The 13,975-nt window shown below is 70.5% G+C and carries 13 protein-coding genes; 5 read left to right on the forward strand and 8 right to left on the reverse strand.

What is annotated here, in order from left to right:
- From AB0I94_RS39355 to AB0I94_RS39365, 3 genes are all read left to right on the forward strand, one after another.
- Positions 1-1,521 carry a sugar ABC transporter ATP-binding protein gene (locus AB0I94_RS39355; protein ID WP_363314615.1) on the forward strand — a complete coding sequence of 507 codons (1,521 nt, stop codon included), beginning with the start codon at positions 1-3 and terminating at the stop codon, positions 1,519-1,521.
- Positions 1,522-1,700: 179 nt separating this feature from the next.
- Positions 1,701-2,663 carry an ABC transporter permease gene (locus AB0I94_RS39360; protein ID WP_363314616.1) on the forward strand — a complete coding sequence of 321 codons (963 nt, stop codon included), beginning with the start codon at positions 1,701-1,703 and terminating at the stop codon, positions 2,661-2,663.
- A 29-nt stretch (positions 2,664-2,692) separates the two neighbouring features.
- On the forward strand, positions 2,693-3,682 hold the full coding sequence (locus tag AB0I94_RS39365) for an ABC transporter permease (protein WP_363314652.1): 990 nt from the start codon (positions 2,693-2,695) through the stop codon (positions 3,680-3,682).
- Positions 3,683-3,752: 70 nt separating this feature from the next.
- Here AB0I94_RS39365 and glgC read toward each other — a convergent pair whose 3' ends face one another.
- The 4 genes from glgC to AB0I94_RS39385 are packed head-to-tail and all read right to left on the reverse strand — an operon-like array spanning position 3,753 to position 7,734.
- The gene (gene glgC, locus AB0I94_RS39370; RefSeq protein ID WP_363314617.1) at positions 3,753-4,973 is read right to left on the reverse strand and encodes a glucose-1-phosphate adenylyltransferase; all 1,221 of its coding nucleotides are present in this window, start codon (positions 4,971-4,973) and stop codon (positions 3,753-3,755) included.
- Positions 4,974-4,995: 22 nt separating this feature from the next.
- Positions 4,996-6,162: a glycogen synthase gene (gene glgA, locus AB0I94_RS39375; RefSeq protein ID WP_363314618.1), complete on the reverse strand. Its 1,167-nt coding sequence runs from the start codon at positions 6,160-6,162 to the stop codon at positions 4,996-4,998.
- Between the two features lie 52 nt (positions 6,163-6,214).
- Positions 6,215-6,955: a (2Fe-2S)-binding protein gene (locus AB0I94_RS39380; RefSeq protein WP_363314619.1), complete on the reverse strand. Its 741-nt coding sequence runs from the start codon at positions 6,953-6,955 to the stop codon at positions 6,215-6,217.
- 32 nt (positions 6,956-6,987) lie between these two features.
- Positions 6,988-7,734, reverse strand: a complete 747-nt coding sequence (locus AB0I94_RS39385; protein ID WP_363314620.1) for a class I SAM-dependent methyltransferase — start codon at positions 7,732-7,734, stop codon at positions 6,988-6,990.
- 424 nt (positions 7,735-8,158) lie between these two features.
- Here AB0I94_RS39385 and AB0I94_RS39390 point away from each other — a divergent pair, with 424 nt between their 5' ends.
- On the forward strand, positions 8,159-9,175 hold the full coding sequence (locus AB0I94_RS39390; RefSeq protein WP_363314621.1) for a DMT family transporter: 1,017 nt from the start codon (positions 8,159-8,161) through the stop codon (positions 9,173-9,175).
- Between the two features lie 108 nt (positions 9,176-9,283).
- On the opposite strand, the gene AB0I94_RS39395 is transcribed toward AB0I94_RS39390, so the two are convergent.
- Positions 9,284-10,495 carry a transglycosylase family protein gene (locus AB0I94_RS39395; RefSeq protein ID WP_363314622.1) on the reverse strand — a complete coding sequence of 404 codons (1,212 nt, stop codon included), beginning with the start codon at positions 10,493-10,495 and terminating at the stop codon, positions 9,284-9,286.
- Between the two features lie 115 nt (positions 10,496-10,610).
- Positions 10,611-11,582 carry an acetylxylan esterase gene (locus AB0I94_RS39400; protein ID WP_363314623.1) on the reverse strand — a complete coding sequence of 324 codons (972 nt, stop codon included), beginning with the start codon at positions 11,580-11,582 and terminating at the stop codon, positions 10,611-10,613.
- 98 nt (positions 11,583-11,680) lie between these two features.
- Between AB0I94_RS39400 and gndA the strand changes: the two genes are divergently transcribed.
- Positions 11,681-13,123, forward strand: coding sequence for an NADP-dependent phosphogluconate dehydrogenase (gndA, locus tag AB0I94_RS39405; protein WP_363314624.1), 1,443 nt, complete (start codon positions 11,681-11,683; stop codon positions 13,121-13,123).
- A gap of 61 nt (positions 13,124-13,184) precedes the next feature.
- Here the strand turns inward: gndA and AB0I94_RS39410 are convergent, their stop codons facing one another.
- A complete protein-coding gene (locus AB0I94_RS39410; RefSeq protein ID WP_363314625.1) occupies positions 13,185-13,379 on the reverse strand; it encodes a hypothetical protein in 195 nt (64 codons plus the stop codon).
- A gap of 96 nt (positions 13,380-13,475) precedes the next feature.
- Positions 13,476-13,922, reverse strand: a complete 447-nt coding sequence (locus AB0I94_RS39415) for a nitroreductase family deazaflavin-dependent oxidoreductase (RefSeq protein ID WP_363314626.1) — start codon at positions 13,920-13,922, stop codon at positions 13,476-13,478.
- Positions 13,923-13,975 lie beyond the last annotated feature (53 nt).

Consider the following 13,975-nt stretch of genomic DNA (forward strand, 5'->3'; position numbering starts at 1 on the left):
ATGTCCGACGTCCTTACGGTCACCCGCCTCAGCAAGACGTTCCCGGGCGTACGGGCCCTGGACGGCGTGGACTTCACCGCACGCGCCGGCGAGGTGCATGCCCTGATCGGCGAGAACGGCGCGGGCAAGTCGACCCTGATCAAAGTGCTGACGGGCGTATACGCACCGGACACGGGCCAGCTGACCCACAACGGCCAACAGGTCAGCTTCGCAACGCCGCTTGAGGCCCAACACGCGGGCATCTCCACCATCTACCAGGAGGTCAACCTCGTCCCCCTGATGAGCGTGGCCCGCAATCTCTTCCTGGGCCGCGAACCGCGTGGCCGCCTGGGCCTGATCGACTTCCGCCGCATGCACCGCGAGGCGGACGAGGCGCTCCAGCGGCTCGGCGTACGGGTCGACGTACGCCGTCCCCTGCGCGAACTCGGCATAGGAGCACAACAGATGGTGGCGCTGGCCCGAGCGGTCTCGGTCGACGCCCAGGTCGTCATCATGGACGAACCGACGTCCTCCCTCGAACCCCGCGAGGTCCAGACTCTCTTCGGCGTCATCCGCATGCTGCGGGACCGCGGCATCGCGGTGATCTACGTCAGCCACCGCCTCGACGAGCTCTACGAGGTGTGCGACACGGTCACGGTGCTGCGCGACGGCAAGCTGGTGCACACGGGCCCGATATCAGAGCTCGACCGACTCCGCCTCGTCTCCCTCATGCTGGGCCGCGAGGTCGGTGAGGTCCGCGAAGAGGGCGTCACCAAGTTTTCAGGAGAACACGCCCCCGAAACGCAACCCATCCTCCTCGCCCACGACTTGACGATGCGCCACCACCTGCACGGCGTGTCCGTCGAAATCCGCCCAGGCGAGGTGGTGGGCCTGGGCGGCCTGCTCGGCTCGGGCCGCAGCGAGACGGCGAAGGCGATAGCGGGAGCACTGCCGCCGGATTCCGGACGTGTGGTGATAGCAGGCGATGCGGTCCGCACCGGCTCACCCGCCGCCGCGATCCGGGCCGGCATCAGTCTCCTCCCCGAGGACCGCAAGGCGGAGGGCATAGTCCCCGGCCTCTCGGTCCGCGAGAACATCGCACTGGCCGCACTCCCCCGCCTCTCGCGCTTCGGCCTGGTGGACGATGCGGCGATCGACGCCATCGTCGACACGTTCATGAAACGCCTACAGATCAAGGCGTCGGGCCCGCACCAGAAAGTGGGCGAACTGTCGGGCGGCAACCAGCAAAAAGTCCTCCTGGCCCGCTGGCTGGCAATGAACCCGAAGGTCCTCCTCCTGGACGAGCCGACCCGAGGCATAGACATCGGAGCAAAGGCCGAAGTCCAAAAGCTCATCGACGAGCTGGCCAACGACGGCCTGGCCGTACTCCTCATCTCCTCCGACATGGAGGAACTGATAGAGGGCTCGGACAGAGTCATGGTCCTCAAGGACGGCAAGATGATCGAGGAACTAACGGGCGCCAGGGTCACAGAGGACGCCCTCATGCGAGCGATAGCGACAACCGGGAGCCCCGGTGAGTAACCCCCAAGCCGCCCGCAGCCGCCAAGCCGACCGGAGGGGACGTGCCGGTATGTCTGCCCGGAGGACGGCTCGCGGCACTCCCCAGCCGAAGTACCCAGGCGGCCACCGGACGGTAGCGAGGACGGACATACCGGCGCGGCCCCGCCTCACCGACAAGCCAAGGCGCACCCGGAGTACCCATGACTGACCTGGCCCTAGGAGGCAGAGCCGCGGACCGCGAGCGCGTCCTCCGCTACCTCCAGAACTACGGCGTCTACCTGGGCGTAGCCGTACTCCTGATCCTGAACATCGCCCTCACCCCCCACTTCCTCTCCGCCGAGAACTTCCGCACCCAGGCGGTCCAGGTAGCCCCCGTCCTCATCGTCGCGCTCGGCATGGCGCTGGCCATCGGCAGCGAGGGCGTGGACCTCTCCGTCGGCTCGGTCATGGCGCTCTCCACGTCCCTCCTCTCCCTCTACCTCGGCTACGGAACCTGGATCGCGCTCATCGTCGCGATCATCGGCGGCGCGGTCATCGGCATCGCGAACGGCTCCCTCATCGCGTTCATCGGCGTCCAACCCATCGTCGCCACCCTGGCGTTGATGGTCGCCGGTCGCGGCCTCGCCCTCGTGCTGCTCCCCCAGCTCAAGGACGTACGCGACCCGACCATGGCAAGTCTCGGCTCCGGCGCGGTCCTGGGCATCCCCTACCTCGTCCTGATCGCCGCGGCCCTCGCACTCCTCGTAGCCTTCGTCGTCAGACGCACCACCTTCGGCCGCCAGCTCCTGGCCATCGGTGACAGCCGCCCGGCAGCCCGCCTCGCGGGGCTCCCCGTACGCCGCGTCCTGATCCTCGTGTACGTCTGCTCCGGCGCCCTGGCCGCCATCGCGGGCGTCCTGGCGACGGCCCGCCTCACCGCCAGCGACCCGACCTCGCTCGGCAACCTGATGGAACTGTCCGCGATCACCGCGGTCGTGGTCGGCGGGACACCGCTCAGCGGCGGACGCGTACGCATCGGCGGCACAGTCGCCGGCGCCGTACTGATCCAGCTGCTCACCGCCACGCTCATCAAGCACGATCTGCCGCCTTCCTGGACGCAGATCGCCCAGGCCGTAGTGATCATTCTCGCCGTCTACGCGGCACGGGAGAGGGGCAAGCGGTGACCGGCACGGTGATATCCGAGGCGAAGCCCATGAAGAAGAGGGAGGACGAGCAGCCAGGAGCGAGCCGCTCCGAACGGATCAGCGCGCTGGCCCAACAACACGGCGCCCTGGTCACGTTGCTCGTGGCCGTCGTAGTCGCGTCGCTCAGCTTCGACACCTTCCTGACCGGCGACAACCTGGAGAACATGGCGGTCTCCTCCGCGTTCCTCGCGGTCGTCGCGCTGGGCATGACGTTCGTGATCATCACAGGCGGCATAGACCTCTCGGTCGGGTCCCTGTTCGCACTCGGCGGAGTACTCGCCGCCTGGGGCTCGCAGTACGGCACGGCAGTGGCGCTCCTGCTCCCGCTGGCCGTCTGCGGACTGATCGGCCTGGTCAACGGCCTCCTCATCGCCCGCTCACGCCTGGCTCCCTTCATCGTGACGCTGGCCGCGATGCTGGGCGCGCGCGGCATCCTGCTCTCCATCACCGACGAGGGCTCCCAGACCTACCTGGTCGACAAGGACTCGTTCTTCGCGACACTCGGCCAGGGCAAGGTCCTCGGCGTCGGGGCCCCGGTCTGGATCACCCTCGCCCTCTTCGTCGCCGGCGCCGTCGTCCTGCGCCGCAGCCGATTCGGCCAGTACGTGTACGCGGTCGGCGGCAACGAGGACGCGGCGGCCCTCATGGGCGCCCCGGTGGCCCGCACCAAGGTCACCGTCTACACCCTCTCCGGACTCTGCGCGGGCCTCGCGGGCGCCCTCAACGCGGCCTGGCTGGTCTCGGGCGTCACCATCCTCGGCTCGGGCATGGAACTGGAGGCGATCTCCGCGGTCGTCATCGGCGGCACGCTGCTGACCGGCGGTTTCGGCTTCATCAGCGGATCACTCGTCGGCGTGCTGCTCCTGAAGGTCATCCAGAACGTCATCAACCAGATCGGCTCGCTCGACTCCGCCTACCAACAGGTGGTCAGCGGCGCTTTCCTGGCACTCGTGGTGATAGCGCAGACGTGGCTGGGGCGCAGGCGCCGGGTGCTGTAGAGGTCACGCCTGCCACCAGACAGGTGGGTGGACTGCATGGGTGAGCTCGGAGTACTTGGGTGGGCTCGGCCTACATGGGTACGACCTGCCCCTTCCCCAGCGCGATCACACCGCCCCTGGACACCGTGTAGAGCTCTTCGTCCCGCTCGGGGTTGACCCCGATCGTCGCCCCGGGCGGGACGTCCACGTTCTTGTCGAGGACGGCTCCCCGCACCACCGCGCCCCTGCCCACGCGGACGTTGTCGTGCAGTACCGAACCCTGTACGACCGCCCCGTCCTCGATCGTCACGCCGGGTGAGAGCACGGAGCGTGTGACCTGGCCCCGGATGACGCAGCCGGGGCTGACGATGGACTCGCTGGCGATACCGGCCGCACAGAACTTGGCGGGCGGCAGGCCGCCGGGGTGCGTGTAGATGGGCCAGCGACGGTTGTCCAGGTTGAAGACCGGCTGGTCGGAGATCAGGTCCATGTGCGCTTCGTAGTACGCGTCGAGCGTGCCGACGTCACGCCAGTAGCCGTGGTCGCGCGGGGTCTCCCCCGGCACGTGGTTGTCGTCGAAGTCGTACACCTGGGCAAGGCCGCGCTCGGTGAGCATGGGCAGGATAGAACCCCCCATGTCGTGCTTGGAGTTGTCGTCCTCGGCGTCCTGCTGGATCGCGTCGACGAGGGTCTTCGTGGTGAAGACGTAGTTGCCCATGGAGGCGTACACCTCGTGCGGCGAACCGGGCAGGCCCGGCGGGTCGGTGGGCTTCTCCAGGAAGCGGTCGACGCGTGTGCCGTCCCGCGCGGGCGTGATGATGCCGAAGGACGACGCCTCCGAGCGCGGCACTCTGATCCCGGCGACCGTCACTCCGGCGCCGCTCTCGAAGTGCTGGTTGAGCATCTGGCGCGGGTCCATGCGGTAGACGTGGTCGGCGCCGAACACCGCGATGTAGTCGGGCTGTTCGTCGTGCACGAGGTTGAGGGACTGCAGGATCGCGTCGGCGCTACCCAAGTACCAGCGCGGGCCGAGGCGTTGTTGCGCCGGGACCGGGGTGACGTAGTTCCCGAGGAGGCTGGACATCCGCCAGGTGGTGGTGACGTGCCGGTCCAGGGAGTGCGACTTGTACTGGGTCAGCACGCAGATCCGCAGGATGTCACCGTTGACGAGATTGGAGAGCACGAAGTCCACGAGGCGATACGTGCCGCCGAACGTGACCGCTGGTTTGGCCCGGTCGGCCGTGAGGGGCTGCAGGCGCTTTCCCTCACCGCCCGCCAGGACGATTCCGAGCACCGAAGGTCCTCCGCGCATCGCGCCGCCCCCTTAACTGGGATCACTTGGACTCGAGTAACTCCTCATACACGCGGGCCGTGCGTCGCGCGACCGCGTCCCAGCCGAACTCCTTGACGGCCCGGTCGCGTCCGGCCGCGCCCATGCGGGCCGCGGTGCGCGGATCGGTGACCAGTTCGTTCAGTGCCTGTGCCAGTCGAGCTTCGAAGGCCGCCGGCTCCTTCTCCTCGTACGGGACGAGGAGCCCCGTACTTCCGTCGGCGACGACCTCGGGGATGCCGCCGACATCGGATGCCACGACAGGGGTGCCGCAGGCCATCGCCTCCAGGTTCACGATGCCGAGCGGCTCGTACACCGATGGGCAGACGAACACCCGCGCGCGAGTGAGGAGTTGGATGATCTGCTGCCGCGGCAGCATCTCGGGGACCCAGTGGACTCCCCCGCGGGCGCGGCTGAGCTCCTCGAAGAGGCTGCGGAACTCGGCTTCGATCTGCGGGGTGTCGGGCGCTCCGGCGCAGAGCACGAGCTGTACCGCGGGGTCCAACTCCTTTGCGGCGCGCAGCAGGTGGGGCACGCCCTTCTGGCGGGTGATGCGTCCGACGAACAGGACGTACGGCCGCTCGGGGTCGATTCCCAGTCTTTCGAGGACGTCCGTGCCGGGGACGGGGCGGTACAGGGCCGTGTCGATGCCGTTGTGCACGACGTGCACCTTCGCCGGGTCTATGGCGGGATAGCAGCCGAGGATGTCGGCCCGCATGCCGCGCGAGACGGCGATCACGGCGTCCGCGGCCTCGACGGCGGTGCGCTCGGCCCAGCCGGACAGGGCGTACCCGCCGCCCAGTTGCTCGGCCTTCCAGGGGCGCAGTGGCTCCAGGGAGTGCGAGGTCATGACGTGCGGGATGCCGTGCAGGAGCTTTCCGAGGTGGCCGGCGAGGTTGGCGTACCAGGTGTGGGAATGGACGACGTCGCAGCCCGTGAGCGCGGCCGCCATGGAGAGGTCCACGGAGAAGGTACGCAGGGCGTCGTTGGCGCCGTCCAGTAACTCCCAGGCCTGGTGGCGTACGGGTCCTCCGGCGGGCCCGCCGTTGCCCCAGCAGTGCACGTCGACGTCGACGAGGGCGTCTAACTCGCGCGCGAGGAACTCGACATGGACGCCTGCTCCGCCGTAGACATCCGGAGGGTATTCCCGGGTGAGCAGTCCTACTCGCACGCAGAACCTCCCGTCCGTCCACCCCAGCCGTCGGTCGCCCGCCCCCTCATGGTCACCCAGAAGCGCCCGGCGGGGAAGAGGCCCGCACCGACCTCTGGGGCGGCCGGTCGAAGCAACAGTCCCCGCACAGGCCGCCCCCCGGGCAGCGGTAGTAGAGGCAGCAGCTGCGGCGGCGGAACGCGGTGCCGCGCAGCGTTCCGGTACCGCGCAGGTCGGGATGGTCGAAGAGTTCGGTGGCCAGCGCCCGTGCGCGCTCCCCCGCGTCGGTACGGCCCGTGCGGCGCGCCCAGGTGTCGAGTTCGCGGGCGGCTCCGGCCAGCGCGGAGCCCGCGTTGCCCCACAGCAGGGGCGCGGAGATCCGGTACCGCGCGCGCAGGGCGTCGGCCAGGGGCACCAGATGCGCGTGCTGCACCACGTCCCGGATGTTCGCGGCGTCGCCGGGCCGCGTCCGCACGTCCGTCAGCCACAGGTCGTCGGGCGAGCTGCCGTCCGCGTCCCAGTGCAGCAGCCCCGGGTGGAGGTCCGGCAGCTCGCCGTGGAGCGCGGCCGAGCCGAGCGCCACGGACCACAGCCGCGCCGCGAGCCCCAGCTGCGCCACGGACACCGCGACGCGCGCGTCGGGCGCCCCCAGCCGGGCGCCGACCTTGTCGACGCGGAACGCGAGGGGCCCGTCGTCCCCCGCGTACAGGCGCGCCAGGGGCGTCACGTGGGGGCCGGCGGGCGGCGCCCCCGTGCGCAGGGCGAAGAAACCGCCGACGGAGCCGACTTCGGTCAGGTCGAGAAGGTTTTTCACGAGAGCTGAGCCTAGGCCTCCCGGCGGGGGGCTCAGGCGTCCCGCCGGAACAGGGCCGTCCACAGGAACGGCTCGCCGAAGTACGTGGAGTCGGCGGGTTCGTCGCGCATGCGGCGCAGTTCGACCTCGGTGAGGTCGGAGAAGATCCAGCGCAGGGACTCCGGGGTGTAGGCGAGGCCGCCCTGGAGTCCCGAAGCGCGGTAGAACTCCGCGTCGGGCAGCTCGGAGCCGGACCCCGCGTCTCCGGCGGCGAAGGCGGTGAGGGCGAGGTGGCCGCCGGGGGCGAGAGCGCGGTCGAGCAGGGAGAGGTAGCTGACGCGGCGGTGGGGAGGCAGGTGGTGGAAGCAGCCGGAGTCGTGGATCAGGTCGTAGGGACCGCCCATCTCGTCCAGTTCGGCCTCCGTGAGCGCGAAGGCGTCGGCGCAGCGGAAGCGGATGTCCGCCCCGGCCTCGCGGGCCCGCTCCCCGGCCCAGGCGACGGCAGCCGGTGAGAGGTCGACGGCGTCCACCTGGAACCCCAGGGAGGCCAGATACAGGGAGTTGCGGCCGGGACCGCAGCCCAGATCGAGGGCACGGCCCGCCGTGAGCAGGCCCCGGTCGATGTACGACGCAAGGTTCTCGTCCGGTTTCGCCACGAAGAACGGCACCGGCCGTGAGCGGTCGGTGTAGAAGCCGTCCCACCAGCTCGCCGCGTCGGCGGTCCAGCGGTCGGCTTCCGGCGCGAACAGGCTGTCCATGAGCCTCAGGACGTCATCGACGCTGCGTATGTTCCGGTGCATCCGGACCCCTTTCCACGGAGGTCAAGAATATGACTGCGCGCCACATAGGCCCAGGTCAAGAGGGTTGCCCCGGAGGGGAGTGAGCAGCCGTCGGAGGGCGTGGGAGCGGCGCGGGGGGACAGCGCCCCGGAAACGGCACGCCGACGTGCCCACGACGCGCCCAGGGGCCCGCACGGGGGCGTTGTGAGGGTCCCCCACGGAAGAATTTTCGAGAATCTGGATGATCGGCCGAACTCTTGCGTAACCCACCCGGGGGAGGACATCTCTCGGTCAGTACTCCATCGGCAGTAGGACCCAATGCCTGCTGAGGTACGACGACGTGGAGCGAAATTCGCGAGATCGTGGTGGGTATGGAAGCCGACCGTTCGCCGCGCCGGGCGCCCCGGGCCCGCCAAGGGGCGCCACGCAAGCCGTGGAGCACCTCATGAGTGCCCTCACGCTCGCCGTGCTGCTGTCCCTCGTCTCCGCCGTGGCGTATGCGGGCGGGGCCATTTTGCAGGAACGCGTCGCCGTGAGCACGCCGGAGCGACGGTACGCCCCGCTGCGCCGCGGCGTCTGGTGGATCGCCATCGCGCTGAACGGCCTGGGTGCGCTGCTGCACGTGGTGGCGCTCGCGTACGGGCCGCTGAGCCTGGTGCAGCCTCTTGGCGCCCTGACCATCGTCTTCGCCCTGCCGATGGCCGCCCTCTTCGTGCGCCGCAAGGCAGGTGCCACCGCTTGGCGTGGCGCGGTCATGGCGACCGTGGGTCTCGCCGGGCTGCTCTCGCTGACGCAGTCGGCGGACGCGCAGTCCCTGGACGACGCCGAGCGGGTCATGGTGGCGCTCATGACCGCGGGCGCCGTGGTGACGCTCATGGTCGTGGCGCACGCGGTGCACCGGCACCCGGTGGTGCGCAGCGTGCTGCTCGCCAGCGCGGCGGGCGTCGCCTTCGGTATCGCCTCGGTGTTCACCAAGACGGTGGCCGTGGACCTGGACGCGGGCGTCTCGCTTGCGCAGCAGGTACCGAGCCTCGCGGTGATCGCCGTGCTGGCCGGTGCCGGTGTCTTGATCTCGCAGGCCTCCTACCGGGGCGCGGGCCTTGCGGCCCCGCTGTCGACCGTGACGGTCGTGAACCCGGTCGTGGCGGCCGCGGTGGGCCTCACGCTCTTCGGCGAATCGTTCCGCTACGGCTCGGCGGGCACAGCCGTCGCCCTGGGCTTCGGGGTCGTCGCGGCGGGCGGTCTGATCCTGCTGACCACGGAGCGGATGGGCGCGGCGCAGGGCGCCGCGGCGTCGACGGTGCAGGTGGCCAAGGGCGGCCCTGTGGCGGCGGACACTGTCACTCCCGACGAGCGGGTGCACGAGCTGCCCGCGGTGCCGTCCCAGCCCGCGCCCGTGCCGCACCCGCACCGGCGGGTGCTGTTCCGCCATGGCCACGGGCGCGAACGCATCGGCTTCTGAGGCCCGCCCGCCTTCCGCATGTCTTGAAGCCCCCGGGATTCTCCGGGGGCTTCGGTCGTCAGGGGCTTCGGTCGTCAAGGCTTCGGTCGAACACGCAGAGCGGCTGTGTCAGATCCGGACGCCGCCGGCCCGCAGGTACGTCAGTGGATCGATGTCGGAGCCGAAGCCGGGACCCGTCCGGATCTCGAAGTGCAGATGCGGGCCCGTGCTGTTGCCCGTGGACCCCGAGCGGGCGATGCGCTGCCCCGCGCCCACCTTCTGCCCCGCCTTGACGGTGAGCGCCGAGAGATGCCCGTACTGGGAGTACTTGCCGTCGGCGTGCCGGATCACCACTTCGTAGCCGTACGAGCCGCCCCAGCCGGACGATACGACCGTGCCCGCGGCGACGGCCTTCACGGAAGTGCCGGTGGCCACGGGGAAGTCGACACCCGTGTGGTAGCCCTTCGACCAGGAGCCGCCCGCGGCACGGTAGGGGGTGCTGGGTGAGGCTGCCACGGGTGCGGAGAGGCGCTGCCCGGCCTGCGCGGGCTTCGCCTTGTTCGGCTCGGCCTTGGGCTTCGGCTCGGCCTTGGGCTTCGGCTGGGCCCGCTGCTTCTGCTCGGTGCGCGGCTTCTGATCCGTGCGCGGCTTCTGCGCGGCCTCCGGATTCCCGGCCCTCTTCCGCGCGGCCTCCAGCGCCAGCCGCTGGCCCGGCGTGATCAGGTCGGGGTCCGCGCCGATCGTCGTGCGGTTGGCCTCGTACAGCTGCCGCCAGCCGCCGCTCACCCGGCGCTCGTCGGCGATCTGGGAGAGCGTGTCGCCGCGCACGACCGTGTACATCTGGCCGCGCCCCGCGGCGGACTGCGGGGTCACTTCCGGCTTGACGTCCTTGACGTCGCGCTGGGGGGCCTTCGGCGCCGCCTTCTTGGGCGCGCTCATCGGCGTGATGTCGGGCGCGTCACCGCCCCGCGTCAGGCCGGCCCGCTCCGAACAGACCGGCCAGGCCTGCGGTCCCTGCGCCTTGAGGACCTTCTCGGCGACGGCTATCTGCTGGTGCTTGGTGGCGCGGTCGGCGCGCGGGGCATAGGCCGTGCCGCCGTACGCCTCCCAGGTGGACTGCTTGAACTGGAGGCCGCCGTAGTAGCCGTTGCCGGTGTTGATGCTCCAGTTGCTGGTGGATTCGCAGGCCGCGACCTTGTTCCAGGTGTCGACGGAGGCCGCCTCCGCCGTGCCCGTGCCGATCAGCGGCAGCGCCATCCCGGCGCCACCCGCCGTGACGGTCAGCGAAGCTCGGTTGATCCGGTTCGGCTGGTACCGGCGGTGCCGACCGCGTACGGCCATGAGAGCTCCCTCAGTCACACACATCACAGTCACGTCGGACACACGACAAGGCGGCAAGTTAGCCGGTCCGACCGAGCCGTGACAAGGGTGCGCGACCGAGGGAGCGCGCCACCGGTCAGCCCTTCAAGTGCTCAGGGAGCCACTGGAGTTGGACATCCTGCTGGTAGGGGCCGCCACCCTCGTGATCGTTGAAGGAGTACACCTCCATCGAACGTTCCGCACCCGCGTAGGCGTTGTGGGCGGCGAAGACGGTGGACGGCGGGCACGTCATGTCCTCGAGGGCCGCGGAGAAGAGCGCGGGCGCCGTGCCGCGCGCCGCGAAGTGCACGCCGTCGAAGTAGGAGAGTGTACGGAAGACGCCTTCCTCGACGCCGCGCTTCGCCTTCATGTAGAGCGCGATCTCCCGGTACGGCGGCCGGTCGGTGAGCGTCGTGGCGCGCGGGAAGTCGCACAGGAACGGCACGTCGGCCGCGATCGCCGCCAGGTCCGGGACGAGCCCGCCGACGGCGAGGGTGATGCCGCCGCCCTGGCTGCCGCCGACCGCCGCGACCCGCGAGGAGTCCACCAGCGGATGCGCGCGGGCCGCCTCGACCGCCCGTACGCCGTCGGTGAAGACGCGCCGGTAGTAGTACTCGTGAGGGTCCTCGATGCCACGCGTCATATACCCGGGATAGGCGGGCCCGCTGCCGACCGGGTCGGGGGTGTCGCCCGCCGAACCGCCGCTGCCCTGCCCCCGGGTGTCCATCACGAAGTGCGCGAAGCCCGCCGCCGACCACAGCAGACGCTCGTGCGGGAGGCCGCGTCCGCCGCCGTATCCGATGTACTCGACGACGGCGGGCAGCGGCTCGGTCGTCCCGGCGGGCAGTATCAGCCAGCCCTTGACCGGGTGACCACCGAACCCCGCGAACGTCACGTCGAAGACGTCGACCGTGCTCAGGTGCGCGTCGACGGGAAGGAAGCGGGCGTCGAGGTCGTGCTCGCGTGCGGCCGAAAGAGTCTTCTCCCAGAACGCGTCAAAATCCTCCGGCTCCGGCACATCGGCGCGGTAGCTGCGCAGTTCGTCGAGCGGCATGTCGAAATGGGGCACGGGCGGCTCCTTCGTCGGACGCGGTGTCGGAACGTCACGCTACGCCGCGGGCGATACTGGCGAACACCACCGGCACTTCCACCTCCAGGAGCCACGGCATGAGCAGCACGTCAGCCCAGATCGGTGTCACCGGCCTCGCGGTCATGGGGCGCAATCTGGCCCGCAACTTCGCACGCAACGGCTACGCCGTCGCCCTGCACAACCGCACGGCGGCCAAGACCCACGCACTGGTCGAGGAGTTCGGCCACGAGGGCGAGTTCATCGCCACCGAGACCGCCAAGGAGTTCGTCGCGGCGCTCGAACGCCCGCGCCGCCTCGTCATCATGGTGAAGGCGGGCGAGCCCACGGACGCCGTCATCCAGGAGTTCGCCCCGCTCCTGGAGCCGGGTGACATGATCGTCGACGGTGGCAACGCGCACTTCGCCGACACTCGGCGCCGCGAGCGTGAACTGCGCGAGCGGGACATCCACTTCGTCGGTACGGGCGTCTCCGGCGGCGAGGAGGGCGCGCTGCTCGGCCCGAGCATCATGCCGGGCGGCTCCGAGGAGTCGTACGCCTCGCTCGGCCCGATGCTGGAGAAGATCTCGGCGAAGGCCGAGGACGGCTCCCCGTGTGTCACCCATGTCGGCCCGGACGGCGCGGGGCACTTCGTGAAGATGGTGCACAACGGCATCGAGTACGCGGACATGCAGCTGATCGCGGAGGCGTATCAGCTCTTGCGCGAGGTGGCGGGCTACTCCCCCGCGCGGATCGCGGACATCTTCCGTACCTGGAACACCGGCCGCCTCGACTCCTACCTGATCGAGATCACGGCGGAGGTCCTGCAGCACGTGGACGCCGCGACGGGCGAGCCGTTCGTGGACGTGGTCCAGGATCAGGCCGAGCAGAAGGGCACCGGCCGCTGGACCGTGCAGATCGCCCTCGACCTGGGCGTTCCGGTGTCGGGCATCGCGGAGGCGGTGTTCGCCCGGTCCCTTTCCGGCCACTCCGGACTGCGGGCGGCGTCAAAGGGCTTGGCGGGCCCGACGGCTCGCCCGCTGGACGAGGCCGAGGCAGGGGCGTTCGCCGACCAGGTCGAGCAGGCGCTGTACGCCTCGAAGATCGTGTCGTACACGCAGGGCTTCCACGAGGTGGCCGCGGGCAGCGAGGAGTACGGCTGGGACATCGACCTGGGCGCGGTCGCCGCCATCTGGCGCGGCGGCTGCATCATCCGCGCCGCCTTCCTGGACCGCATCCGCGCCGCGTACGACGCGCGCGCGGATCTGCCGAGCCTGCTGTCGGACAAGACGTTCGCGCAGGAGATCGGTGCGGCCCAGGACGACTGGCGCGCGGTTCTGGTCGCGGCCACCCGGCAGGGTGTCCCCACGCCGGGTTTCTCAGCGGCCCTCGCGTACTACGACGCGCTGCGCGCGGACCGTCTGCCGGCCGCGCTCACACAGGGGCAGCGGGACTTCTTCGGGGCGCACACCTATCGGCGTACGGACCGCGAGGGTTCGTTCCACACCCTGTGGGGCGGTGACCGCTCGGAGGTGCGGGCCTAGGGCCCCAGGTCCGCGGAGACAGGAACCGGACAGGGCAACGGCCTGTCGGCCTGCTCCGCCGTCAGACCGGCTTCGGCTCCGTCTCGGGCTCCGGTCCCGGCGGCGGGAGCGGGGTCGGCGGCGGATCCGGCGTGGGGCGCGGCACGGGGCCGGGGCCGGGGCCCGGTGTGGGACGCTCGGGGTCCGGCACCGGACTCGGCCCGCCCGGGTCGGGGATCGGGCTCGGCGGCACGGGGTCGGGATACGGGACGGTCATGTCTCCTCCATCGGGGTCGGAGATCGGTCGTGTCCACTCTCTCCCGCCTCGCGTGCCCACGCCTGCCGAGTCCACGCGTCCCCGGTCCGTCCGACCTCAGTCCCGGGTGCGGCTGAGCCGCACGACGGGGATGTCGCGATCCGTCTTGGTCTGATACTCCGCATAGAGGGGGAACAGCTCGACCAGACCCGGCCAGACCCTCGCCTTCTCCTCGGGCGACAGGGTCTCGGCGCGGGCGGCGAACCGCTCCTCGGTGCCCACGCGAAGCCGTACGTCGGGCTGCGCGACGAGGTTGCGATACCACAGGGGGTGCTCGTCGGCGCCGCCGTTGGAGGCCACGATGAGGTAGTCGTCGCCGTCGCGGCCGTAGATCAGCACGGTGCGGCGCAGCTGTCCCGTCCGCCGTCCGCGGTAGTCGAGCAGCAGGCAGGGCACGCCCTGGACCCCGGCGCCCTTCGTGCCGCCCGACCCCTCGTACAGGCGGGCCTGCTCGGCCACCCAGCCGGTAGGACTGATCACGGCCTCTTCGTCCTGCTGCGCCATGTCCGCTCCTGCGAAGTCGACGGGATGTGCGGGAGCCGAGCGGTCGCCCAACC

The organism is Streptomyces sp. NPDC050147, from assembly GCF_040660195.1.
Taxonomy (GTDB): Bacteria; Actinomycetota; Actinomycetes; order Streptomycetales; family Streptomycetaceae; genus Streptomyces.